General features: G+C 65.2%; 16 protein-coding genes. 4 read left to right on the top strand and 12 right to left on the bottom strand.

Annotated elements, in window-relative coordinates; genetic code table 11:
- Positions 1 to 69: 69 nt before the first annotated feature.
- The 4 genes from gpmI (at position 70) to GEU84_RS10595 (ending at position 4,682) form a co-directional block, all read left to right on the top strand.
- A complete protein-coding gene (gene gpmI / locus GEU84_RS10610; RefSeq protein ID WP_152826224.1) occupies positions 70 to 1,590 on the top strand; it encodes a 2,3-bisphosphoglycerate-independent phosphoglycerate mutase in 1,521 nt (506 codons plus the stop codon).
- Positions 1,587 to 2,735: a murein hydrolase activator EnvC family protein gene (locus tag GEU84_RS10605; RefSeq protein WP_152826222.1), complete on the top strand. Its 1,149-nt coding sequence runs from the start codon at positions 1,587 to 1,589 to the stop codon at positions 2,733 to 2,735. The genes gpmI and GEU84_RS10605 overlap by 4 nt, the downstream gene beginning before the upstream one ends.
- 8 nt (positions 2,736 to 2,743) lie before the next feature.
- A complete protein-coding gene (locus GEU84_RS10600) occupies positions 2,744 to 4,123 on the top strand; it encodes a S41 family peptidase (RefSeq protein ID WP_152826220.1) in 1,380 nt (459 codons plus the stop codon).
- Positions 4,124 to 4,193: 70 nt separating this feature from the next.
- Complete coding sequence (locus GEU84_RS10595; protein ID WP_152826218.1) at positions 4,194 to 4,682, top strand: RNA pyrophosphohydrolase; 489 nt, start codon at positions 4,194 to 4,196, stop codon at positions 4,680 to 4,682.
- A 126-nt stretch (positions 4,683 to 4,808) separates the two neighbouring features.
- Here GEU84_RS10595 and GEU84_RS10590 read toward each other — a convergent pair whose 3' ends face one another.
- The 12 genes from GEU84_RS10590 to nth all read right to left on the bottom strand — a co-directional run bounded on the left by GEU84_RS10590 (position 4,809) and on the right by nth (position 24,800).
- Positions 4,809 to 6,080: a glutamate ligase domain-containing protein gene (locus tag GEU84_RS10590; RefSeq protein ID WP_174539766.1), complete on the bottom strand. Its 1,272-nt coding sequence runs from the start codon at positions 6,078 to 6,080 to the stop codon at positions 4,809 to 4,811.
- A complete protein-coding gene (gene accD, locus GEU84_RS10585) occupies positions 6,077 to 7,015 on the bottom strand; it encodes an acetyl-CoA carboxylase, carboxyltransferase subunit beta (protein WP_152826216.1) in 939 nt (312 codons plus the stop codon). The genes GEU84_RS10590 and accD overlap by 4 nt, the downstream gene beginning before the upstream one ends.
- 83 nt (positions 7,016 to 7,098) lie before the next feature.
- Positions 7,099 to 7,974 (bottom strand): transglutaminase family protein, encoded by an 876-nt coding sequence (locus tag GEU84_RS10580; protein ID WP_152826215.1) that lies wholly within the window; start codon positions 7,972 to 7,974, stop codon positions 7,099 to 7,101.
- Positions 7,974 to 10,364, bottom strand: a complete 2,391-nt coding sequence (locus GEU84_RS10575; protein WP_152826213.1) for a circularly permuted type 2 ATP-grasp protein — start codon at positions 10,362 to 10,364, stop codon at positions 7,974 to 7,976. The genes GEU84_RS10580 and GEU84_RS10575 overlap by 1 nt, the downstream gene beginning before the upstream one ends.
- A 3-nt stretch (positions 10,365 to 10,367) precedes the next feature.
- Positions 10,368 to 13,697 carry a transglutaminase family protein gene (locus GEU84_RS10570; RefSeq protein WP_152826211.1) on the bottom strand — a complete coding sequence of 1,110 codons (3,330 nt, stop codon included), beginning with the start codon at positions 13,695 to 13,697 and terminating at the stop codon, positions 10,368 to 10,370.
- A 142-nt stretch (positions 13,698 to 13,839) separates the two neighbouring features.
- Entirely contained in the window at positions 13,840 to 16,029 is a 2,190-nt protein-coding gene (locus GEU84_RS10565; protein ID WP_174539765.1) for a sensor histidine kinase, read from the bottom strand.
- Positions 16,030 to 16,222: 193 nt separating this feature from the next.
- Entirely contained in the window at positions 16,223 to 16,594 is a 372-nt protein-coding gene (locus tag GEU84_RS10560) for an Hpt domain-containing protein (RefSeq protein ID WP_152826207.1), read from the bottom strand.
- Positions 16,595 to 16,598: 4 nt separating this feature from the next.
- On the bottom strand, positions 16,599 to 17,561 hold the full coding sequence (locus GEU84_RS10555; RefSeq protein ID WP_152826205.1) for a response regulator: 963 nt from the start codon (positions 17,559 to 17,561) through the stop codon (positions 16,599 to 16,601).
- A 141-nt stretch (positions 17,562 to 17,702) separates the two neighbouring features.
- A complete protein-coding gene (locus tag GEU84_RS10550) occupies positions 17,703 to 18,119 on the bottom strand; it encodes a response regulator (RefSeq protein WP_152826203.1) in 417 nt (138 codons plus the stop codon).
- Positions 18,120 to 18,356: 237 nt separating this feature from the next.
- The gene (locus GEU84_RS10545; RefSeq protein ID WP_152826201.1) at positions 18,357 to 22,862 is read right to left on the bottom strand and encodes a PAS domain-containing protein; all 4,506 of its coding nucleotides are present in this window, start codon (positions 22,860 to 22,862) and stop codon (positions 18,357 to 18,359) included.
- Between the two features lie 304 nt (positions 22,863 to 23,166).
- Entirely contained in the window at positions 23,167 to 24,159 is a 993-nt protein-coding gene (locus GEU84_RS10540; RefSeq protein ID WP_152826199.1) for an adenosine kinase, read from the bottom strand.
- Positions 24,156 to 24,800, bottom strand: coding sequence for an endonuclease III (nth, locus tag GEU84_RS10535; protein WP_152826197.1), 645 nt, complete (start codon positions 24,798 to 24,800; stop codon positions 24,156 to 24,158). The genes GEU84_RS10540 and nth overlap by 4 nt, the downstream gene beginning before the upstream one ends.
- Positions 24,801 to 24,860 lie beyond the last annotated feature (60 nt).

Genomic DNA, 24,860 nt, shown 5'->3' with positions numbered 1-24,860 from the left:
GGCGCGCGCGGCGTTGCCCTGTGGCCGTTGCAGGCGTAAAACCCGTGAAACACAGCGAAAGGCCCCTTCATGCGCGCACCCAAACCTGTTGTCCTGTGCATTCTCGACGGCTGGGGGCTGAGCGATGATCCAACGGCCAATGCGCCGCTGCTGGCCGCCACGCCGCATTTTGACCGGCTGATGGCCACCTGCCCGCATGCCACGCTGATCACCCACGGCCCTGATGTGGGTTTGCCCAGCGGCCAGATGGGCAATTCCGAGGTGGGGCACACCAATATCGGCGCGGGCCGTGTGGTGGCGATGGATCTGGGCGCGATTGATCTGGCAATCGAAACGGGCGAATTTGCTGCGAATGCAGCCTTGCGGGGCTTTGTCGCGGCCTTGCAGGCCTCGGGCGGCACGGCGCATCTGATGGGCGTGGTGTCGGATGGCGGGGTGCATGGCCACATCCAGCACCTGATGGCGGCGGCCAGCGCCGTGGCCGGGGCGGGTGTTCCGGTGGTCATTCATGCCATAACTGACGGGCGCGACGTGGCGCCGTCATCTGCATTGACCTATTTGGCGCAACTTCTGGTTGGCCTGCCTTCCAGCGCGCGCATCGGCACGGTGATCGGCCGCTATTGGGCGATGGATCGCGACAATCGGTGGGAGCGCGTGGGCCGCGCCACGGCGGCAATCCTGCACGCGCAGGGCGAGGCCGCCACCGATGCCGCAGGCGCGGTATCAGCGGCCGCGATCCGGGGCGAAACCGATGAATTCATCTCGCCCACCGTGATCGGAGGTTATGCAGGCGCAAGCGATGGCGACGGTTTCTTCTGCCTGAACTTCCGCGCCGACCGCGCGCGCGAGATCCTGTCGGCGCTGGCCGACCCGAGGTTCAGCGCCTATGACACCGGCCCGCGGCCCGCATGGGCGGCTTTCCTTGGCATGGTGGATTACTCAAAGGCGCATGATGCCTATATGACCACCGCCTACCCCAAACAGGTGCTGACCAACACGCTGGGCGAATGGGTGGCCAGCCATGGCCGCAGCCAGTTCCGGCTGGCCGAGACCGAGAAATACCCCCATGTCACCTTCTTTCTGAACGGCGGCAAGGAAGTGGTGGAAACCGGCGAAGACCGCTACATGGCCAAATCGCCGAAGGTCGCCACCTATGACCTGCAACCCGAAATGTCGGCCCCCGAGGTGACAGACCATTTCGTGCAGGCCATCGACCACGGCTATGATCTGATCGTGGTGAACTATGCCAACCCCGACATGGTGGGCCATACCGGCGATCTGGCGGCGGCGATTGCGGCCTGCGAGGCGGTGGATGCGGGTCTTGGCCGCGCGCTGGCGGCGCTGGAACGTGCAGGCGGCGCGATGATCGTGACCGCCGACCATGGCAATTGCGAAATGATGGTCGATCCGGTGACGGGCGGGCCGCATACCGCGCATACCACCAACCCCGTGCCCGTGATCCTGACCGGCGGGCCTGCGGGCGCGCAGTTGCGCCACGGGCGGCTGGCCGATCTGGCCCCCACGCTGCTGGCGTTGATGGGCCTGCCGCAGCCGCCCGAGATGACCGGCGAAAGCCTGATCATCGCATGATGCGCGCGCTGTCAGCCCCGGCCTTGGCCCTTGCGCTGCTTCTGGCCCCCGGCGCGGTGGCGGCACAAGACGGGCCTGCGCTCACAGCCGCCGAACAGGCCACAGCCGCCGCCGCCGACCTGCAAACCGCCGTCGCCGCGCTGGATGAGGCCACCGGCGCGCGTGACCGCGTGGCGGCGCTGACCCGCACCATCGGCGCCTATGAACAGGGTCTGGCCGCCCTGCGCGAAGGCTTGCGGCAGGCAAGCATCCGCGAGGCGGCGCTGGCCCTGCAATTCGAGGCAAAGCGCGAACGCGTGGCCCAGATTGTCGGCGTTCTCAGCCGGATGGAGGCTGACCCCGGGCCGCTGCTGCTGCTGCACCCCTCGGGCCCCCTGGGCACCGCGCGTTCGGGCATGATCCTGACCGAAGTGACCCCCGCCCTGCAGGCCGAGGCGGAAACACTGCGCCGCGAATTGCAGGAAATGCGCGACCTGCGTGCCTTGCAGGCGGGGGCGGCAGACACGCTGACCAACGGGTTGCAGGTGGCACAAGCCGCCCGCACCGCGCTGAGCCAGGCCATATCCGACCGCACGACCCTGCCCAAGCGTTTCACCGAAGACCCCGACGTGCTGCGCGGCCTCCTGGAAAGCGCCGACACGCTGGAGGCGTTTGCCGGGGGCCTGACGCTGGACGACAGCGAAACCGGCACGATCCGTGATTTCAGCGCCGCGCGCGGCACGTTGCCGCTGCCGGTTCTGGGCACCGTGCTGCGCCGCGCGAACGAATCCGATGCCGCCGGGGTGCGCCGCCCCGGCGTGGTGCTGGGCGCGCGGCCCCGTTCGCTGGTCACGGCGCCCTGGGCCTCGACCATACGTTACCGTGGCCCGCTGCTTGACTACGGAAATGTGATGATCCTTGAGCCCGGCGGGGGCTATCTGCTGATACTGGCCGGGCTTGAGACGGTCTATGGTGATGTGGGCGAGGTCATTGCCGCAGGCGCCCCCCTTGGCCTGATGGGCGGGGGAGAGCCGGGTGTGACCGAGTTTCTGGGATCGGCGCAAGATGGCGGTGGCGCGCGTGAGTCGGAAACGCTTTATATGGAACTCAGGCAAGGGGCCGCGCCGGTCGATCCGGCGGAATGGTTCGCAGCAATCGGGGAATAGGACGGGTGATGAGGAAATTCGTGATGGCCGCCGTGGGCGGCACTGTGGCGGGCGCTTTGCTGACAACGCAGGTCGCAGGCCCCCTGATCGCGCAGGAGGCGGAAAGAAACGCCTCGGTCTATGAACAGCTTGACCTGTTCGGCGATATCTTCGAACGCATTCGCGGCCAATATGTCGAAGAGGTGGAAACAGACAAGCTGATCGAGGCGGCGATCAACGGCATGCTGACCAGCCTTGACCCGCATTCCAGCTATCTTGCGCCCAAGGATTTCGACGACATGCAGGTGCAGACCCGCGGCGAGTTCGGCGGTCTGGGCATCGAGGTGACGCAGGAAGAGGGTTTCGTCAAAGTCGTCTCTCCCATCGACGATACGCCGGCGGCAGCGGCGGGCATTCAGGCCGGCGATTTCATCACCCATGTGAACAGCGAATCCGTGCTGGGCCTGACGCTGGATGCGGCGGTCGAACTGATGCGCGGGCCGGTGGGGTCAGAGATCATCATCACCGTGGTGCGTGAAGGCACGGCAGAACCCTTTGACGTGTCGATCATCCGCGACACGATCAAGCTGACGGCGGCGCGCAGCCGCGTGGTGGGTGATACGGTTGTGGTCCGCCTGACCACTTTCAATGACCAGACCTATCCGGGGCTGGAAGAGGGCATCAGGACCTCGGTCGAGGAACTGGGCGGGATGGACAAGGTGAACGGCTTTGTCCTCGACCTGCGCAATAACCCGGGCGGGCTGCTGACTCAGGCGATCAAGGTGTCCGACGGTTTCCTCGACAAGGGTGAGATCGTCTCGACCCGTGGGCGCGAAGCCAGCGATGGCGAGCGGTTCAACGCGACGGCTGGCGATCTGACCGATGGCAAGCCGCTGGTGGTTCTGATCAACGGCGGCTCTGCCTCGGCGTCCGAGATTGTGGCGGGCGCCTTGCAGGATCACCGCCGCGCCATTGTTGTGGGCACAAAAAGCTTTGGCAAAGGTTCGGTGCAGACCGTGATCCCGCTGCGCGGTGACGGGGCCATGCGGCTGACCACGGCACGCTATTACACGCCCTCGGGACGGTCGATCCAGGCGCTTGGCGTGGCCCCCGACATCATCGTGAACCAGCCGCCGCCGAAACCCGCACTGACCACCGAAGAGGCCGAGGCAGAGGCCGCCGCCAACGCAGGCCGGTCCGAGGCCGATCTGCGCGGCACCCTTTCCAATGACTCGATGTCCGAGGATGAGCGGCAGTTGCTGGAAGAGGAACGCGCCCGCGCCGAAGAGGCCGCCAAGCTGCGGGATGAGGATTACCAACTGGCCTATGCGGTGGATATCCTGAAGGGCCTGTCGGCCATCGCCCCCGCTGCCGATCCTTTGGCCGCCGAGACTGCCGCGCAGCCCTGACCGGCCGCGCCGCACAGATCACAGGGCGCGCCACCCGCGGCGCGCCCCTTTGTTTCAGCGGACCATCCCCATGCCCGATGCGATTGACCCCAGCAGCCTGCCTTACCGCCCCTGTGTCGGCGTCGTGCTGATCAACCCGCAGGGCCTGATCTTTGCCGGTCAGCGGCTGGACAACCCCACACCCGCCTGGCAGATGCCACAGGGCGGCATTGATGACGGCGAAAAACCCCGCGCCGCCGCCCTGCGCGAATTGTGGGAAGAAACCGGCGTCACCGCCGATCTGGTGGAATTCGTCGCCAAGACCGACGGCTGGGTGACATATGACCTGCCACCGGAATTGCTGGGCAAGGTCTGGGGCGGCAAATACCGCGGCCAGAAACAGAAGTGGTTCCTGTTCCGCTACCTTGGCCGCGATGACCAGATTGCCATCGCCACCGAACACCCCGAGTTTTCAGAATGGCGCTGGATCGGCGCCGATGAAATGGTCGCCAGCATCGTGCCCTTCAAGCGCGCGGTCTATGAACAGGTGGTCGCCGCCTTCAGGCCGCACTTGGCGTGAACTGCCGGTAGCCCTTCATTTTCTGTCTGAAAATATCCCACGGGGGTCCGGAGGTGTGAAACCCCCGGCGCGGTTCGACCGGCGCAACATCGGGCGGGCGAGAGAGCTTCCAAGATTTTTACCCGATCAGCCGTTCTCGCGCAGCACGGCCCCGGCCAGATAGAGTGATCCGCAGATCAGCACGCGGGCCTGCGGCGCGTCAGCGGCAATCGCCGCCAGCGCCGCGCCGACCGACGGTGCCACCTCTGCCGCCATGCCCGCCGCCAGCGCCGCGTCGCGGGTGGCCTCGGCGGGCAGGGTAGCCCCCTCGCCGGGGATCGACACCGCATGGAGGCGGGTCACATGCGGGGCCAGCGGGCGCAGATAGCCGCCAATGTCCTTGGTGTTCAGCATGCCGCAGATCAGATGCGTGTCCCGCGCGGGCATCGCGGCCAGCGTTGCCGCCACCGCCTGCCCCCCGGCGGGGTTGTGGCCACCGTCCAGCCACAGCTCCACCATTGGCGCAACATCCACCAGCGGGCCGTGGCGCAGGCGCTGCATGCGGGCGGGCCAGAAAGCGCGGCTGACCGCCGCCTCGCACGCCGCCGCCCCGTGCCCCAGATGGCGCAGGGCGGCGACGGCGGCCCCGGCATTGTCGATCTGATGCGGCCCCGGCAGGTTGGGCAAGGGCAGGTCCAAGAGGCCGTTTTCGTCCTGAAACACCATCCGGCCACGCTCGGCAAAGGCATGCCAGTGTTGGCCATGCGCCAGCAGCGCTGCACCCAGCCGTGCCGCCCGCGCCTCGATCACCGCCAGCCCCTCGGGGCTTTGGGGCCCGACCACACAGGGCACGCCGCGCTTGAGTATCCCGGCCTTTTCGCCCGCGATCTCGGGCAGGGTGTCACCCAGATACTGCTGATGGTCGATGCTGACCGGGGTGATGATGGTCAGCGCCGGGCGATCCACCACATTGGTGGCATCCAGCCGCCCGCCTAGACCCACCTCCAGCAGCACGGCATCTGCCGGATTGCGGGCAAAGGCCAGCAAGGCCGCGCAGGTGGTGATTTCAAAAAAGGTGATGGAATCCGGCCCGTTGGCCTGCACGCATTCATCCAGCAGCGCCGCCAGCGCGGGTTCGGAAATCAGTTCCCCCGCCAGCCGGATGCGTTCGTGAAACCGCGCCAGATGCGGCGAGGTATAGGCATGAACGCTTTGCCCTGCCGCCTCCAGCCCCGCACGGATCATCGCCTGGGTCGAACCCTTGCCATTGGTCCCGGCGATATGGATCACCGGGGGCAAACTGCGTTCGGGGTGGCCAAGTGCGGCCAGCAGGCGGTGCACACGGTCCAGGGTCAGGTCGATGACCTTGGGGTGCAGCGCCATCATCCGTTGCAGGATGATGTCGGAGGGCGCGCTCACGCCTGGGGGGCCTTGGCGGGTTCGGAAGGCTGCGGAGCCACCTCGGGCGAGGGGTCTGGCGGGGGCAGATCGCCCTTGATCGCCGGGGGCTGGCCCGTCAGCATGCGCAGGATCGTGACCAGTTCATCCTTCATCGCCTTGCGATGGGTCACGCGGTCCAGCATGCCGTGGTCCAGCAGGTATTCGGCGCGCTGGAACCCTTCGGGCAGCTTTTCGCGGATCGTCTGTTCGATGACGCGCGGCCCGGCAAAGCAGATCAGCGCATTGGGTTCGGCAATCTGCACATCGCCCAGCATGGCGTAGCTGGCGGTCACGCCGCCCGTCGTCGGATGCGTCAGCACCACGACATAGGGCAGCCCCGCCTCGCGCAGCATCTGCACGGCCACCGTGGTGCGCGGCATCTGCATCAGGCTGAGGATGCCTTCCTGCATGCGCGCGCCACCGGCGGCGGCAAACAGCACCATCGGGCGTTTCAGCGCAATCGCCCGCTGCGCCGCCGCGATGATCGCATTGCCCACATACATGCCCATGGAACCCGCCATGAAGCTGAAATCCTGCGCCACTGCCACGATGGGCGTGCGGCCCATGTCGCCCTCGGCCACCAGCATGGCATCCTTTTCGCCCGACGCTTTCTGTGCCGCCTTCAGCCGCTCGGGGTATTTCTTCTGATCGCGGAATTGCAGCGGGTCGGTCAGCGGTTCGGGCACCTTCACCTCGACGAACACGCCACCGTCGAACAGCGCGGTGAACCGTTCGCGCGGAGTGATTGCCATGTGATGATCGCAACTTGTGCAGACGTTCAGATTGTCGGCCAGTTCGCGGTGAAACAGCATGGTCCCGCATTCGGGGCATTTGGTCCACAGGTTCTCGGGCACCTCGCGGCGCGAGAACAGCGAGTTGATCTTGGGGCGGACGTAGTTCGAGATCCAGTTCATCGGCGGCTGGCCTTTCGGTCGCGTCAGGTTGCCCCGAGATAAGCCGCAGGGGCGGGAAATGCAATCGCGGGCTGCGGGCGGTTCTACAGCGCGATCACATCCACCGCCTGTTTGCTTTTCTGCTTGCCGGAAATGCGCAGCACCCCGGCCACCGGGGCCACATCGCCGTAATCGCGGCCATAGGCGACAACGATGTGATCGGCCCCGACAAGGCAGGCGTTGGTGGGGTCAAACTCCACCCATCCCGCCTCGGGGCCACACCAGGCGCGCACCCAGGCATGCATCGCATCCGCACCCTCCAGCCGGGGCTTGCCGGGTGGCGGCACTGTGCGCAGAAAGCCTGATACATAGCCCGCCGGGATGCCGATGCCGCGCAGCGCCGCGATCATCACCTGCGCGAAATCCTGGCACACGCCGGTGCGGCGCTCGAACGCCTCGTCCGGCGGGGTATCGACCGTGGTGGTGCGGGAATCGAATGTCATGTCGCGGTGCAGCGCCATGCCCAAAGCCTCGACCGCGCCACGCACGCTGCGCGCCCCTTTGATGGCGGCGCGGGCATAGTCGGTCATCGGGGCGGCGGGGTGGATGCGCGGTGAGGCATGCAGGAAATGATGCGGCGACGTGCCGTCAAGTTCCCGCCATGCGGCAAGCGCCGCGGGCAGGGTGGCCAGCGGGCCCGATACATCATCACCCGGCCCGGCAAAGCTGCGGTTCACCCGTGCCGTAGCGGTAAAGACAATCTTGCTGTGGTCGCTCATCAAGGCCATTTCCTCGGTCGGGTTGCCGAAGAAATCGGTGAAACTGCCGCGTTCCGTGGGGCGCGGGCTGATGGCCAGCAGCGGGGCCGTCACCTCTTGTTCGCCCGGAATGTCCAGCGGCAACAGGCGCAGCAGATGCCGCCCGCCCATCGCCGGGCTGTCATAGTCGTAAGTGATGGACAGGCGGATGTGATACAGCATCAGCGCAGATACGTTTCGGTCAGAAGGTCAGACAGGCCCCAGACGGTGCTGCGCAATTCCCAGATCGCGGCACTGTCCAGCGTTTCGGGGCGCTCGGTGGCCAGCGCGGTATGGGCACGCAAAACGGCCCGCGACAGATCAGACAATTGCCCCGCCTGCGTCGCCCCCGGCAGCAAAGCCACCTGCGCGCGGATGCCATCCAGCTGGAACATCACCGCGCGCGGGTTGCTGCCATCCAGCGCCAGCAGGTCGATCACCGTTTCCCGCGTGGACGATACGGCAAAGCGGCGGCGGTGCGACATCACAGAATCGCCCACCTCGACCGCCAGATCCAGCGCGCCATCGGGCGCCTCGGCGTCGGCCAGTGTGGCCAGCACGCCGGCCATCCCCGCAGCCCGTTCGATATAGCGGCCCAGTTCCAGAAACCGCCAGCCGGTGAAACGATACATGTTTTCATGCACCAGCCCCGAAAAACCGGTCAGCTTGCGCAGCAGGGCCGAAATGGCGCGGGCGGCGTCATCGCCTGCCGTGACGGTTTCGGCCATGCGCCGGGCGGTCTTGTCCAGATCGGTCAGCGCCGACCAGCCATCAGGCGAAAAGCGGTCGCGCACCTGTGCCGCGCTGCCGATGGCCGAGCCCAGCGTGGCGATCAGCCCCTTGGGGATACCTTCGGCGGGGTCGATGCCCTGCCCCTTGAACAGCGGCGCTATGGCGGTCAGCAGGGGGGCTGTGGCATCGCCGGTTTCGACCAGCCTGATGTGATGCGACCGCGCCAGCCGCATGATGCCTTCGGTGCGTTCCACATAGCGGCCCAGCCAATACAGGTTGTCCGCCGCGCGTGATGGCAGCACTGAAAGCTGCGTGCGCACATAGGGCCCTTCGGCCGGCAGCATGCTGGCGGTTTCCACCGGCTTTGGGCTGACGATCCACACATCCGCCGCCGTGCCGCCGCGCTGCATGGCAATGGCCTTGGGGTCGGGGGTGCTGCCGATGCGGGCAAAGCCGCCGGGCATCACCTGCCAGCCCGAGGGCGTGCGGGCCACGAAAACACGCAGGCTCATCGGGCGGGGGGTCAGCGCGCCATCGACATAGGCGGGCGTGGTGGACAGGGTAACAGCCTCTTGCCCCACCAGATTGGCACCATCCTTGGCCAGCCAGCGGGCCAGCTCATCCGGTTTTACCCGGTTGCCCTGCACCGCCGCCGCATCGTCATCAAACGGCTGGCGGGTGGAAAGGGCGGGGCTGATGACCATGCGTTCGGGGTTGGCCTGCACATGGGCACGCTCCTTGGCCTGGCCGCACCACCAGGTTGCGATATTGGGCAGGATCAGCGGCTCATCCCGCAGCGCACGCGCGATGCGCGGCATGAAGGCCAGCAGCGCCCGGGTTTCCAGCACGCCCGAACCGATGGCGTTCACCATCGTGGCCGAACCCTTGCGCAGTGCCGATACCATGCCCGGGGTGCCAAGGCGCGATTGCGCCTCCAGTTCCAGCGGGTCGGCGTAGGCCCCGTCAAGCCTGCGCCACAGCACCGAAATGGGTTTGAGGCCCGCCACAGTGCGCACCATCAGCTGCCCGTCGGCCACCGTCAGATCCTCGCCCTGAAGCAGCATGAACCCCAGATAGCGCGCGATATAGGCATGTTCGAAATAGGTTTCATTCAGCGGGCCGGGGGTCAGGATGCCCACGCGACTGTCACTGTCGGCGCGCAGCCCCTGCAACGCATCGCGGAACAGCCGGAAAAACCCGGCCAGCCGGTGCACATGCGCGTCGGCGTAAAGGTCGGAAAACACCCGCCCCACCGCCACGCGGTTTTCCAGCGCGAACCCGGCACCCGAGGGGGCCTGCGCCCGGTCGCCCAGCACCCACCATGTGCCATCCGGGCCGCGCCCAATCTCGAACGCCAGAAAATGCAGGTAATGCCCGCCGCGCGGTTCCACCCCCACCATCGGGCGCAGCCATTCGGGGTTGCCCGCCACCAGTGCTGCGGGCAGATGCCCGTCGGCCACCAGCCGGTTGGGGCCGTAAAGATCGGCCATCACCTGTTCCAAGAGGTCAGCGCGCTGCATCAGGCCCTGCGCGATCTTGTCCCACTCCGCCTCTTCGATCAGCACGGGAATATGGCTGAGCGGCCAGGCCCGTTCGGTTGACCCGCCGCCCACGCCATACTGGCGGAAAAACACCCCCGCATCGCGCAGATACTGGTCGCCCCGCGCGAAACGCCTGCCGATGTCTTCCGGCGTCAGCCCGGCGAAATGCCGCACGAAACCGCGCCAGACCGGGCGTATCTGGCCCTGCGGATCCAGCAGTTCATCGGAAATCCCCGGCAAGGGTTGATAGCCCGCCAGAACCGGCGGCAGGGCATCGGGGCCGGGGGCTTTCTTTTCCATGCGTCACAGACCTGCCGGGCGGCGCAGATCGAGTGTCAGCGGAAATTCGCGGTGCGGCTGGTCCTGCGGCAGCCAGAAGGCCCCGGGGCTGTGGCCATGCGGGGCAAAGCGCGCCAGGCGCCGCGCCTCGGCCTCGTTGTTGTTCACCGGGAACGTGTCATAGCTGCGCCCGCCGGGATGGGCGACATGGTAGACACAGCCCCCCAGACTGCGCCCCGACCAGGTGTCATAGATGTCGAATGTCAGCGGCGCATTCACCGGCACCACCGGATGCAGGGCGGCAGCAGGCTGCCACGCCTTGTAGCGCACCCCCGCCACGGCCACGCCGCTGGTGCCCGTGGCCGTCAGCGGCACGCGGCGGCGGTTGCTGACCACGGTATAGCGGGCAGAATCCGTCGCGGTCAGTTTCACCTGCAAGCGTTCGGTGGAACTGTCGGTGTAGCGCACCGTGCCGCCGATGGCCCCGGTTTCACCCAGCACATGCCAAGGCTCCAGCGCCTGCCGGATTTCCAGATGCACGCCTTCATATTCCACCTCGCCGCAGAACGGGAAGCGGAACTCGGCCTGCGCCTCGAACCATTCGGCGCGCAAGGGAAAGCCGTGGCGGCCAAGGTCGGCCAGCACATCGGTAAAATCCTCCCACACGAAATGCGGCAGCATGAAACGGTCATGCAGCACGGTGCCCCAGCGGGTCAGATCGCCTTGCAGCGGGTTGGCCCACATGCGGGCGATCAGCGCGCGGATCAAGAGCTGCTGGGCAAGGCTCATGCGCGGGTCCGGCGGCATCTCGAACCCGCGGAATTCCACCAGACCCAGGCGGCCTGTGGGGCCATCGGGGGAAAACATCTTGTCGATGCAGATTTCCGCCCGGTGGGTGTTGCCGGTCACATCGGTCAGGATGTTGCGCAACAGCCGGTCGGTCAGCCATGGCATCGGGGCCGGCCCCTGCCCGGGCGCGGGGATCTGGTTCAGTGCGATTTCCAGCTCATAAAGGCTGTCGTGGCGCGCCTCGTCGATGCGGGGGGCCTGGCTGGTGGGGCCGATGAACAGCCCCGAGAACAGATAGGACATCGCCGGGTGCCGGTTCCAGTGCAGGATCAGGCTTTTCAGCAGGTCGGGGCGACGCAGGAAGGGGCTGTCATTGGGGGTGGAGCCGCCCACAACCACATGGTTGCCGCCGCCGGTGCCGCAATGCTTGCCGTCGATCATGAACTTGTCTGCGCCCAGACGGGTCTGGCGGGCCTCTTCATAGACGGCATTGGTGATGGCCACACAGTCATCCCACGAATGCGCGGGGTGGATGTTCACCTCGATCACGCCCGGGTCGGGGGCCACGCGGATCACGTTCAGCCGCGGGTCATGCGGCGGCGCGTAACCCTCGATATGCACGGGCAGGCCAAGGCGTTTGGCCGCAGCCTCGGCGGCGTTCAGCAGATCAAGATAATCCTCGATCGACACCACCGGCGGCATGAACACGCAAAGCCGCCCGTCGCGCGGTTCGACCGAAAGGGCGGTGCGGATGAAGCCATCCACCTCGGCCACCGGGCTGCCCTGGCTGACCTGCGCGCTGGAGGGCGTGGCCACGAAGCTGGCCATGGGCTGCGAGCGCCGCTCGCCGCCCTCAGGCGCCGCAAAGACCGGCAGGGGGCCACGCTCCACCGTAGGATCGACCGGGTTGATATAGGGGTATTGCGCCGCTGACAGCCAGGGCAGCGAATCCAGCGGCAGCCGGTAGCCCACCGGGCTGTCGCCCGGCACCAGGAACATGTGGCCGCGCCGCAGACGCCAGCGTTCGGTGCGCCAGCGGCGTCCCGAGGCCCGCGCCTGCTGGCTTTGCACCGGCAGCACGAACCCCGAAGGCACGGTCAGCCCCCGGTTGAACACCGTGGCCAGCCGATGCCGCGCCTCAGGGTCTTTCAACTCGGAATTCGCGGGGGTGACGTTGACCGGCAGGTTCGCCTCGCGCACCAGCCATTCGGCGGGGTCTTCATAGGCGGGCAGGATGCAATCATCCTCCACCTCCAGCTCCGCCGCGATCTCGCGCAGCAGTTCCTGCGCCTGCAAGGGGCCAACGCCGGTCTGCGCGCCCTCTTCGGCCACCAGCGCCGCATCGTTCCAGACCGGCTGGCCGTCATTGCGCCAGTAAAGGCTGAAGGTCCAGCGCGGCAGGGTCTCGCCCGGATACCACTTGCCCTGCCCATAGTGCAGGAACCCCCCCGGCGCGAAACGGTCGCGCAACCGGCGGATCAACTGGTCGGCCAGAATGCGTTTGGTGGGGCCGACAGCGGCGGTGTTCCATTCCGCCGCCTCGAAATCGTCGATGGAAACAAAGGTCGGCTCGCCGCCCATGGTCAGACGCACGTCGCCCGCCTTCAGCGCGGCATCAACCTTGTGCCCCAGCGCGTTCAGCTCCTGCCAGGCATCATCCGCAAAGGGTTTTGTGATGCGCGGATGTTCGGCAACGCGGCTGACCTTCATGTCGAACCCGAAATCCACCTCGGCAAAGCTGGCGAGGCCGGAAATGGGTGCTGCATTGCGGTAATGCGGGGTGGCGGCCAGCGGGATGTGGCTTTCGCCGGTCAACAGCCCCGATGTGGCATCGAACCCGATCCAGCCCGCGCCGGGCAGATATACCTCGGTCCAGGCATGCAGATCGGTGAAATCCACCTCGGTGCCCGAAGGGCCGTCCAGCGCCTTGAGGTCGGGTTTCAACTGGATCAGATAGCCCGACACAAACCGCGCGGCAAAGCCCAGATGCCGCAGGGTCTGCACCAGCAGCCAGCTTGAATCACGGCACGACCCCTTGGCATTGCCCAGCGTTTCCTCGGGCGTCCAGACCCCCGGCTCCATGCGGATGACATAGCCGATTTCATTGGCGATGCGCGCGTTCAGGCCCACGATGAAATCGACCGTGCGGGTGCGGCCGCGCGGGATGCTGTCGATGAATTTTTGCAGCAGCGGGCCAATGGGTTCGGGCTGCGAATAGATCACCAGATCGGGCTTGATGTCTTCGGGGTATTCGAACGGCCAGAATTCCGCCGAATCCTCTACAAAGAAATCGAACGGGTTATACACCGTCATGTCGGCCACAAGATCGACCTCGATCTTGAATTCCATCACCGGCTCGGGAAACACGAAGCGCGCCAGCCAGTTGCCATAGGGATCCTGCTGGTGGTTCACGAAATGGCCGCCGGGGCTGACCTTCAGCGAATGCGAAATCACGCGGGTGCGTGAATGCGGCGCCGGGCGCAGGCGGATGATCTGCGGCCCCAGAACAACCGGGCGGTCATAGCGGTAATGCGTCAGGTGGTGGATGCTGGCCTTGATCGACATGTGTTTTTTCGTCTCAAACTGCGGCTTGGGTCCACGGTTTCACAAATCCTTGCCCCATGCTACCGCCATTCGCAGCCCATGGCACGGCAACAGCACGACAGGGGGCAAATGCCCAATTCCTGTGCGCCGCCACTGGGCCACCTCAGGCCGTTCCCGCCTCGGGCAGCGGCAGGGTCACGCGCACTGTCGTGCCCTGCCCAAGCACCGTATCCAGCACCACCTCGCCGCCCATCATCTGCGTCAGCTTGCGCACGATCGACATGCCCAGCCCTGTGCCGCCAAAGCGCCGGGTGACAGATCCGTCGGCCTGTTCAAATTCCTCGAACACCCGGGCGGCCTGATCGGGGGTCATGCCGATGCCGGTATCCTTCACCTCGATCACCAGCGGGCGGCCACGCGGGCAGATGAATTTGACCGTCACCTCGCCCGTATTGGTGAACTTGATGGCATTGCTGACCAGATTTTGCAGGATCTGCATCACGCGGTGCGGATCACCCAGACGCGGCACCTCGGGCGCGCCACTGGTAAACACTTCCAGCACGATGTTCTTTTCCTCGGCCCGCTGGGCATGCAGCTCCTCGATCCGGGCGGCCATCGTGTCGGGGCGGAAAGGCACTTGTTCCAGATCCAGCTTGCCCGCCTCGATCTTTGACATATCCAGCACATCGTTCAGGATCGCCAGCAGCAATTCGCCCGAGCGGCGGATCGTTGTCACCATGCGCTTGTGTTCGGCATCCTGCACCACGCGGTCCAGCACCTCGGCCATGCCCAGCACGCCGTTCAAGGGCGTGCGGATCTCGTGGCTCATATTGGCCAGAAACTGCGATTTCGCCCGACTGGCCGCCTGGGCGCGTTCAACCGCCAGCCGCAGGGCTGCCGCCGCGCGTTCCTGTTCGGTGATGTCGGCTATCGCGCAGACCAGCCGTGCCGGGCTGTCGGGCAGGGTGATCGGCGCGGTGTTGATCGACAGGATGCGCCGCACCCCATCGGCACGGAGAAACGAAAACCGCCAGTCCCGCGCCGGTTCGTCATTGGTCAGGAACACTTTCAGTGTGGCGTCGATATGCTCTTGCGTGTCGTCGCCCACCGGGGCGATCTGCCAGCGGGGATCGTCGAAACGCAGGCCCTGCACCTGGGACAGGGTGATGCCCAGAATCCGCTCGGCCTCGGAATTGGCGAAAACGAAAAGGCCGTTGGCATCCAGCGCAAAGATGCCAGACATCGAGGTATCCATAAGCTTTGACAGGTAATCCCGTTCGGCCAGCAGCGCGCCGGCCAGAAAGCGCCGCTCGGTCACGTCGATCAGCGAGAGCACCCACCCCATGATCGCATGGTTGCGGTCCAGCGGCTTTTCGATGGGCGTGATGCGCAGGTCGAAATGCCGCGCACCGATGGCCAGCGTTTGCGCCGCCACATTGCCCTGCCAGTTCAGCACCTCGGCGGCGACCGCGCCCACATGTTCGACCCGCCGTATGTCGCCGCCCAGGGTGGGCAGGGTTGCCCTGAACAGCTGTTTCGCCTCGGGGTTGGCGCCGGCCACCCGGCCTGTCGCGTCAAAGATCAGGATCGCATCGGTGGTGTTGTAAAACAGCAGATCCTTGGCGATGGCGCTGATGTCCATCAGCCGGTTGTTGAAGATCATCCAGGTGAACATGAACAGGATGAACGAAAACAGGAATGGCGTGGGATCAAACCCGAAAATGGTGACGCCAAAGGCGATGTAGGCCAGATTGCCCAGCATCGGCACCGTGGTGATGGCCAGAAGGCCCAGAAAGAACATGCGGTAGCGCCGGTGTGCCCGGATCGCGCCAATGGCCGAAATCACGATTCCCGCCATCAGGAACAGATAGACATAGGCGGCGGCCACATAGAACAGCGGCCCATGTTCATAGACCACCGACATGCGCAACCCGGTGGCGACCAGCCGCGTGCCGGGCCCATAGAACGCCTGGTGCCAGGGATTCGTGAACACCATGACCGCCACTATCAGCGGCCCGCCGATCAGAAGCGCGGTTTTCCAGCGGCTTGGCTGCGGGGCGCGGCCATAGGAATAGTCCAGCAGGAAGAGCGCCCAGGCCGTCGGTGTCAGCACGATGCCCGGCCAGGCCATCTTGGCCCAGAACACCTTGCAATCGCCCGACAGCGACATGAGTTCCAGCAGTGCTGCACCCAGCCACATGATCATGGCGGCATGGGCCAGCAGAAAGTGGTCCTTGCCAAAGAAGTGGTTCTGCCGCCGCACCCAAAGCGTGACCATGGCCACCCCAAGCAGCACAATGATCGCCACGAAAGACGCATCATCCGGGGGGGCCAGTTGAAAACAGGTGGCCATCAGATGCGCTCCACGCTCAACCCCAGGGTGGCGTTCCATCGGCCGATGGCGGCGCACCGCAATTTCCGCCGCGTGTCACCTTGCGATTGGCCCGGATATTCCACAGCGTTGACGACAGTTTAGTGGGGTTCCGATGGAAATCCAATGCAGGCCGTCCGGCGGAACGGGATAATTGGGCGCTGTGGCGGTTTCTTCAGGCGTCCAGCACGGCTTCCAGCGCGTCCAGCAGGCTTTCCACCTGCGGCTTGGCGCGCGCCCAGCGATCCTTTGCCGTGCCGCCGGAATGTCCCGCATCCAGCAGGCGTTCGACCTGGGCCGCAAGGGCACCCACCTGCGCGAAGCCCAGCGTTGCCGCCACGCCCGAAATCTTGTGGGCGATGCGGGCGATCTGGCGGGCCGCAGCCTCGGCGTCGCGCCCGGCCTCGACATCCAGCCGCAAAGCTTCGATCTCCAGAATGCGGGCTTCGGTGGTTTCGATGAACCGGCGGCGCACCGGCTCCAGCGCCGCCAGATAGGCGGGGTTGGCCCCGGGGGCGGGCGCGTTTTGGGGCAGGCCGGTTTTCATCGCATCAATGCTCAAGTGCGGTCATCAGTTCACGCCGCGCGACCACGTCGCGCACCGAGGCGCGGGCACGGTCCAGCAAGGCCAGCGGCGTGACGCGGGTAAAGAACCCGGGCGCCTGCGGCTCGCCCACCCGCACGACAGGCAGTGGCACGCCCAACTCTTCATACAGCTTGCGGTATTCGCCCAGACGCACGGCAATTTCCAGTTTCAGATCGTCCGGGTCCACCACCGACGCGCGGGCGGTCATGCAGACAAACTCACCCCGCCCGGCATAGGCCATCATGAATTGCTGCGTCTTCAGCGTGCCCACAATGACCGATGCCACATTGGCCAGCGTATCAAGGTAAGACACCGCATCGGCGGCCAGAAAGATTTCTGATGCGTTCACGATCTTGAATGCAATCGCGGCATGGCCGAACAGTTTCAGCCGCCCCAGCGTCAGCACATAGTTTTCCAAGCCCAGATATTCCACCACGCCGCCGACATCGGCCACAGGAATCGGGTCGTCAAAGCTGATCTGCGCCAATGGCAGGCCGGATTGCGCATGCAACTGGTCCTCCAGCGCATTGCCGCGGCGGCGTTCGTCAACCAGCCGCGCCACCATGCCGATGCGGGCTTTCAGTTCGATGTCGTCAATGGGCTTGGTGATGTAGTCGGTGGCACCCGAGGCAAAGGCCGCCTCGATGAAATGCTGAGAATTCATCGCGGTAATCATCACGATGGGTGTGCGGCGGTGGCTGGGCACCGCCCGGATGCGGCGGCACAACTCGATTCCGTCCATGCCCGGCATTTCAATATCCAGCAGGAAACAGTCAAACACCTGTTCACCACTGCGGATGATCTTCAATGCCTCGTCGCCCGATGACACACAGCGCAGGTCGGTATAGCCGATGCGGCGCAGCACGTGCTCCAGCAGAAGCAAGAAGATGGGGTCATCATCGACCGCCAATATTCTGAAGGATGCCATCTCGACCTCTGATTCGCGTTTGAGTGTTTTTGTGAGGGGCGCAGTTTCAACTTATGGGCTAGATAGACCGCGAAAAAGTGGCAAGAATTTGTCCGAAAGCCGGGGATTGGGGGGCGTTTGGCGCCCCGGGGCCGGCGTGTGTCAGAGGCTGAATACCAGCCGGTCAAGTGCTGCAAAGAACTCGTCGGCGCGGATCGGTTTGGGCAATATCATGTCGGCCAGACCATGCAGCCCGTCGCCAACCGTGCTGTGTTCCACCGACGCGGTGAACAATATCATGGGTGTGCCAGAATTCACCGTCTGGGCCGCGCGCAGGTAACGGATCACCCGGTCGCCCGTCAGATGCGGCATCTGCCGGTCGAAAATCATCAGGTCGAATTTCTGCACCATCGCCTGTTCCAGCGCGGCGCGGCCGTCGCCCACAACGACAAGATCGGCATCGCCCCGCATCGCAATCAGGCTGCGGACGATTTCCTGATTGATCTCATCGTCTTCTGCCAACAGCAGTTTCACTTTGCGAGTCACCCCGGATTCGCGCAGATCGGTATCGAATTTCATTCTGACTCCCTCACGGGCCGGGCAGCGCGGGCCGCATCTGCCCTGTCGTCCGCTGTCCAGCGACCCTCGTTACACACAAACACGTCCCCCGCACGGCGGAGCGCAGGCAATCTGCCCCGACAGTAGTTTACCGTTTTCTGCAACGGGTTCCAAAACTTTTAGCGAGAAATTGCTGCATCAACCGGGCAAGACTGAGTCTTTTTCCAGACATCGCCCCGCGCCGTGCGCCGAATGTCGCTATTGCGTCAGTGTGACGATGGCATGCAGCAGTTCCTGCCGCCGGAAAGGCTTGCTCAGATGTGAATCAAATCCGCCGATGATGTAGTCGGCCACCTGATGCGCCATGGCGTTTGCGGTCACGGCGATGGCGGGCACGGGGGGGCGGCCACTCTGGCTTTCCTCGGCGCGGATGTTTTTCAGTGCGGTCAACCCGTCCATCACCGGCATCGAGATATCAAGCAGCAGCAGGTCGAACGCCCCGCTGCGCCAGGCCTCCAGCGCCTGCTGGCCATCCTCGACCGTGGTGATCCTTGCGCCCGTATCGGCCAGCATTTCCTGCAACACCAGCCGGTTGGTCGCGCTGTCATCGGCAATCAGCAGGCGGCACCCGTCAAACCGCACCTCGGCATTCATCACGGGAAGCGCCGCCTCGACGGCCAACGGCAGTTCGGCATCGGGCAGGGGCAACGACACGCGCGCCACAGTGCCCCGGTCGGGCACCGATTCAAGGCTTATCTCGCCGCCCATCAGCTTGACCAGTTGCCGCACGATCGACATGCCCAGACCCGTGCCGCCAAACCGGCGGGTGACAGATCCGTCGGCCTGTTCGAATTCCTCGAACACACGCGCGGTCTGTTCGGGCGTCATGCCGATGCCGGTATCCGTCACCTCGATTGTCAGGGGCTTGCCTGACCGACAGGTCAGCTTCAGCGTGACGCCGCCCTTGTCGGTGAATTTCACCGCATTGCTGAGCAGGTTGTGCAGGATCTGCAAGATGCGGTGCGGGTCGCCCAGCCGGCCCATTTCGCAGCCAAGACTGGTCAGCACCTCGAATTCCAACCCCTTTTCCTCGGCCTTCAGGGCATAGACAGCCTCGACCTGCCGGGCCAGTTCGGCGGGGTTGAAGGGCACCTTTTCAAGGTCGAACTTGCCGGACTCGATCTTGGACATGTCGAGTATGTTGTTGAGAATGCTCAAGAGAACCTCGCCCGAGTTGCGGATGGTGCGGATCATGAGTTTCTGGCGCGGCTCGGAAAGCGTCGCATCCAGAAGTTCGGCCATGCCCAGCACCCCATTGAGTGGTGTGCGGATTTCGTGGCTCATATTGGCCAGAAAAAGCGATTTTGAATGGCTGGCCTCTTCGGCCCTGGCCAGTGCCTGTTCCAGCCGGTTCTGGATTTCCAGCTGTTCGGTGATGTCGGAAAACGAGCAGATCACCTGCCCGTCGGGGCCGTCCATGCCATAGGGCACTGCGTTCACCGAAAGGACGCGGCGCTGGCCGTCGGGCCACTGGATCGCATGGCGGACGTTGCGTACCGGCCCACCCTTGTCCACCGCCTGACGGAAGGGGATGTCCTTGTCGGGCAGCGGATTGCCGTCAAGATCGGCCAGATGCCAGCTGGGTGCATCGAACCGCAGCCCCAGGATTTCCGATCGCGTCAGGCCAAGTATGTCCTCGGCCTCGGGGTTGGCAAAAATCAGCTCGCCCTGCCTGTCGATCACGGCGATGGCGGAAATGCTGTTCTCCATCACGTTGTTCAGGAAATTGCGCGCCGTGATGATCTGATGCTCCAGATCTTTGCGGTCATTGATGTCCAGATGCACGCCCGCGACGATTTCGGTGCGGCCGGTTCCAGACCAACGTGTCACCCTGCCGCGTGACAGCACCCAAACCCAATTGCCATTCTTGTGGCGCAGACGGAACTCTGCCGAAATCACATTCGGTTCGGTGGAAAATGCCTTGGCACGCAGCCCCAGAACCACCGGATAGTCATCGGGGTGCAGCATGTCCAGCAGCGCGGCCATGCTCATCGGTTCCAGCTCTTCGCGGGTATAGCCCAGCATCTCGCTCCAGCGGCCATTGATGGTGAAGAGGCCCGAGGCCACGTCCCATTCCCATGTGCCGACCTCGGCGCCTTCCATGATGCTGCCCAGGCGCTGTTCTGCGGTATGGCGTTGGTCCAGCGCCCGGGTCAGTTCGGCGTTGGCGGCATCCAGTGCGACCAGTTGGTTGCGCCGGGCCGTCGTGTCGATCTCGACGCTGATGCGCCCGCCATCGGATGTGCGCATGTCCAGCCTGCGCACCCAGCGGCCATCGGGCAGCAGCACCTCGTCGATGTTGCGCGGGCGGCGATAGCGTTCCAGCCGGTCGGCCAGCCAGGCCTTTTCCTGCCCCACGGCATCGGGGTAGACCCCGCGTTCCAGCCCCAGGCGCAGCAAATCCTCCAGCCGCGCGCCTTCGACCAGCACATCGGCCAGTTGCGGGCGGCTGGCGCGGAATACGGAATTGGCAGTGACCAGCCGGTCGGCATCATCATAGATCACCACGCCATCCGGCAGCGCCTCCAGCGCATTGGTCAGCCGGGCGCGGGCGGCGTCGGCGGCGCGGGCCAGCCGTTCGCGCGCCACCTGATCGCGCTTTTGGTCCGTGATGACGGTTTCAACCGACACATAGCCCATCACCTCGCCCGCCTCGTCACGCAGCGGGTGGATGTTCAGGTCAACCCAATAGGGCATGCCGTATTTGTCGGCGTTCAGGATTTCGGCCCGGCAGGGCTCGCCGCGTTCGATGGCCGCGCCCAGCCGCGCCATGGTGGCAAGGTCGGTATCGTCGTTGCGGGTAAGCCCGGCCAGCAATTTACCGCGTATGTCATCAAGCCGGTGCCCAGTATGCGTCTCGAACGCCGGGTTCACCCAGACCACACGCTGATGATTGTCCACCACCGCGACCAGATTGGTCATCAGTTCCACGATCTTGCCCAGCAGCAGCACGCGTTCCTTCTGCCGCTGGTCGGCCGTTACGTCGCGGATCAGGAACAGATAGCCGGGCTGCTCGCCCGCACCTGCGTTGGGCGCAGCCGAAATCTCCCACCAAGAGGTTGCATCGCCTTCGCCCCGGCTCAGGCGGCGCGGCTGGGGGCGCAGCCCGGCATCCACGTCGCGCATCGCGGCGCGGTAGGCGGCGATCTCTTCGGCCGGCAAGACCTCATCCAGAAGGCGGCCCAGGTAGTTCGCCGGGTCGGCCCCGCCATCCAGCGCGCTGCGGGCGTAATAGCCGGTGTAACGGCCCTCGGCGTCGAATTCGACCAACAGATCAGGCAGCGCGTTCAGCGTCGCCTCGAACCGATGGGCCGTTGCCCGCGCTGTGACCTCGCGCTGCACCAGATCGGTGACGACAGACCCGATGCCGCGATAGCCGGCAAAGTCACCCTGCGCATCGAACACCGGGCTGCCGCTCAGGCTGACCCAGACCGCAGGCTCGCCCGGCCGGTTCAGCGCCTGAACCAGATTCTCGAACGGCTCGCGGGCGGCCTGCTTGGCGCGCAGTTCTGCCCAGCCGGGCGCGTCGGTCGGAATGCCGCGTGCCGCCGCCAGCTCCTCGCGCCGTTGGCCGATCTGGTCGGCGGCGGGCACCAGAGGCGCGCGCGAAGCCGACACATAGGTGAACCGCAGATCGGCGTCCTGCTCCCAGAACCACAGGTCGCTGATCTCGGCAATCGCGGTCAGGCGGCCCTCTGCCCGGTGTTGTTCGGCCAATGCCTGCTCCAGCCGCGCATTGCTGGCCTCAAGCTCGGCCTCGCGCGCCGCGCGGGCCGCCTGCGCCGCCTTGCGCGCGCTGATGTCGCGCAGCACGAACACATAGCCGGGGCGCGGGTCATCCCCCAGTGCGGCGCGGCGTGAAGCGTTGATCTCGATCCAGCGCGACCCCTCGCAGTAGGGCATCAGAATCTCGTTGCCCTCGGACCGCCCCGCCGCGTCCACCTCGGCCATGATCCGGCGGCGGTCGGCAGCAAATTCGCCCGGCATCACGTCTTCGAACCGCTGGCCCAGCAGGGCTGCGGTGGCCTGAGGCCAGTTTTCCGGCGTGCTGGCGTGATATCCGGTGTAGCGGCCATCGGCGTCGATCTCCAGCACCAGATCGGGCATCGCCTTCAGCGTGGCATCCAGCCTTTCGCTGGTGGCGCGCAGTTCGGCCTGCGTCGCGGCAATCAGCGCCTCGGATTCCGCGCGCAGGATCACCGTGGCGATGACATCGGCCGCTGATTTCAACAGGCGGATGTGGTGGTCGGGAAACACCCGTGGCGCGCGCGTCACGTCAAAACCGACGAAACCCAAAAACCGCCCCTCGGCCATCATGGGCACCGCCAGCATGGCCAGCACCCCCTGTTCCAGCAGAGGTTCCCTGTCACGCAGGCTGGCGGGCAGGCTGGCCACATCAGGGTAATGCACCGGGCGGTCGGCGTTGAAATCAGGCATCCAATGCGTGAAATGCGTGGCGGGCAACGGCGCCAGCACCGGTTGCAGCGGCGCCACATCCGGCGCCACCCATTCATGGCGTATCACCAGCGTGCCGTCAGGCTGCACATGGAACACATGCACCCGGTCGGCATCGGCAAAGGCGCCCAGCCGCGCCAGCGCATGCGCGATGGCCGCATCTGCCTTGTGGCTCGGCGCGCGCAACAGCCGGTTGAGGATCTCGACCACAAGGCTTTGCGCGGTGATGAGAACGTCTTCGTGACCCATCGCGGTGTTCCACAATCCTAGCTAGCACCCGGTCCGCGGAACGTTTCTGTCGCACCACCCCATACGGCGCGCCACATGACCGACGGCAAATGGCTACGCAACCTTGGCGAGATTGCGGGATGTTTTTCCACAACGCAAGCAGCACGCAGCCCTCGGCGGGAAAACGCCGGTTTCATTCAGGAAACAGTCAATTTCCCGGACGGGCCTTCTGCCCCGCGCGTTGGCCCTGCGGTTGATTGCACAACCTCGCCAGCCCCTTATGACCTGCGGCGGGTTAACACGAAGTTTCCTGCCGCAAGGGCCGTCAAAAAACGCCGTGCTGGGCAAACAGGCGGCGCAGATCAGCCTCGGGGCGCGCGCCAACATGGCTGATCACTTCCGACGCGGCGATGCAGCCCATGCGCCCCGCCGTTTCCAGATCATGCCCATGGGTGATGCCCCACAACACCGCGCCCGCAAACAGATCGCCCGCGCCGGTGGCATCGACGATTCTGGTCGCCACCGACGGCACATGCCAGCGCTGCCCGCCCGACAGGATATGCGCGCCATGTTCGCCCTCGGTGCAGGCCACAATGCCCACCTCGGCGCTGGCGGCCTGCATCGCTGCGGCAAAGTCATCGGTCTGATACATCGAGCACAGTTCCGCCCGGTTGGCGAACAGCAGGTCAACGTCATCGCGGATCATCCGGCGAAAGGCGTCGCGGTGGCGTTCCACGCAGAACGGGTCCGACAGGGTGACAGACACCTGCCCGCCCGCGCCCTTGCAGGCACTGATGGCCTTGGCAAAAGCCTCGTGGCTGGCCGGGCCGTCGAAACGGTAGCCTTCCAGATAGATCCACTCCGCCGCCGCCATCTGGTCTTCAAAGATGTCCTGCGGTGTCAGGAATTCCGACCACCCCAGATAGGTGTTCATCGACCGCTCTCCATCCTCCGTCACCAGGATGATGCAGCGCCCTGTTTCGTGGTCGGCGTTCTTGGGTGCCAGCGGCGTTTCATACACCGCCCCCTGCGCCCGCAGGTCATGGGCAAAGATCGCGCCCAGCTGGTCATCCTTCACCTTGCCCACATAGGCGGTGCGCCCGCCCAACTGGGCAATCCCCGCGATGGTATTGGCTGCCGACCCGCCGGAAATTTCCTTGGCCGGGCCGATGCGCGAATAAAGGTCAACGGCGCGCGGCATGTCGATCAACTGCATGATGCCCTTGCCGATGCCATTTGCGGCCAGAAACGCCTCGTCTGCCGTGGCCAGCACATCCACCATGGCATTGCCGATGCCGACGACCTGAAATTTCTTCATGCAGTTTTTTCCTCGAAGGGGCACAGATCGCGGATCGGGCAGATGCCGCATTTGGGGTTTCGCGCGGTGCAGATATACCGCCCGTGCAGAATTAGCCAGTGATGCGCGTGCTGCTGGAACGGGGCGGGGATGTGATCTTCCAGCGCGCGTTCGACCACCTCTACATCCTTGCCGGGTGCGATGCCGGTGCGGTTGCCCACCCGGAACACATGGGTATCGACAGCATGGGCGGGCAGGCCGAACCACATCTGGAGCACAACATTCGCCGTCTTGCGCCCCACGCCGGGCAAGGATTGCAGCGCCGCGCGGGACGAGGGCACTTCGCCCGCGTAATCGTCCACCAGAATGCGGGAAAGGCGGATGACGTTTTTCGCCTTGTTGCGGAACAGGCCGATGGTGCGGATATGCGCGATCAGCCCTTCCTCGCCCAGATCCAGCATCTGTTGCGGGGTCTGCACCTGCGCAAACAGCGCGCGGGTGGCACGGTTCACCCCCACATCGGTGGCCTGCGCCGACAACGCCACCGCCACCAGCAGCGTATAGGCATTCACATGGTCCAGCTCGCCCTTCGGCGTAGCCTCCAACGCGTGAAAGCGGCTGAAAATCTGGTGGATCATGTGATAGGAAAGCTGTGTGGCCATGGGTGCAGCTATGGCAAAGCCCGCGCCCTGCCGCAAGCAAAGCCGCAGCTTTCGGGTCGC

The organism is Fertoeibacter niger, from assembly GCF_009380135.2.
GTDB lineage: Bacteria > Pseudomonadota > Alphaproteobacteria > Rhodobacterales > Rhodobacteraceae > Fertoeibacter > Fertoeibacter niger.
This window is presented reverse-complemented; position numbering and strand designations above follow the sequence as displayed.

What these genes read in the sequence shown, in the direction of transcription:
- gpmI (WP_152826224.1), top strand. Translation starts at nt 70, where the DNA reads ATGCGCGCACCCAAACCTGTTGTCCTGTGCATTCTCGACGGCTGGGGG.
- GEU84_RS10605 (WP_152826222.1), top strand. Translation starts at nt 1,587, where the DNA reads ATGATGCGCGCGCTGTCAGCCCCGGCCTTGGCCCTTGCGCTGCTTCTG.
- GEU84_RS10600 (WP_152826220.1), top strand. Translation starts at nt 2,744, where the DNA reads ATGAGGAAATTCGTGATGGCCGCCGTGGGCGGCACTGTGGCGGGCGCT.
- GEU84_RS10595 (WP_152826218.1), top strand. Translation starts at nt 4,194, where the DNA reads ATGCCCGATGCGATTGACCCCAGCAGCCTGCCTTACCGCCCCTGTGTC.
- accD (WP_152826216.1), bottom strand. Translation starts at nt 7,015, where the DNA reads ATGAACTGGATCTCGAACTACGTCCGCCCCAAGATCAACTCGCTGTTC.
- GEU84_RS10580 (WP_152826215.1), bottom strand. Translation starts at nt 7,974, where the DNA reads ATGCTGTATCACATCCGCCTGTCCATCACTTACGACTATGACAGCCCG.
- GEU84_RS10575 (WP_152826213.1), bottom strand. Translation starts at nt 10,364, where the DNA reads ATGGAAAAGAAAGCCCCCGGCCCCGATGCCCTGCCGCCGGTTCTGGCG.
- GEU84_RS10570 (WP_152826211.1), bottom strand. Translation starts at nt 13,697, where the DNA reads ATGTCGATCAAGGCCAGCATCCACCACCTGACGCATTACCGCTATGAC.
- GEU84_RS10565 (WP_174539765.1), bottom strand. Translation starts at nt 16,029, where the DNA reads ATGGCCACCTGTTTTCAACTGGCCCCCCCGGATGATGCGTCTTTCGTG.
- GEU84_RS10560 (WP_152826207.1), bottom strand. Translation starts at nt 16,594, where the DNA reads ATGAAAACCGGCCTGCCCCAAAACGCGCCCGCCCCCGGGGCCAACCCC.
- GEU84_RS10555 (WP_152826205.1), bottom strand. Translation starts at nt 17,561, where the DNA reads ATGGCATCCTTCAGAATATTGGCGGTCGATGATGACCCCATCTTCTTG.
- GEU84_RS10550 (WP_152826203.1), bottom strand. Translation starts at nt 18,119, where the DNA reads ATGAAATTCGATACCGATCTGCGCGAATCCGGGGTGACTCGCAAAGTG.
- GEU84_RS10545 (WP_152826201.1), bottom strand. Translation starts at nt 22,862, where the DNA reads ATGGGTCACGAAGACGTTCTCATCACCGCGCAAAGCCTTGTGGTCGAG.
- GEU84_RS10540 (WP_152826199.1), bottom strand. Translation starts at nt 24,159, where the DNA reads ATGAAGAAATTTCAGGTCGTCGGCATCGGCAATGCCATGGTGGATGTG.
- nth (WP_152826197.1), bottom strand. Translation starts at nt 24,800, where the DNA reads ATGGCCACACAGCTTTCCTATCACATGATCCACCAGATTTTCAGCCGC.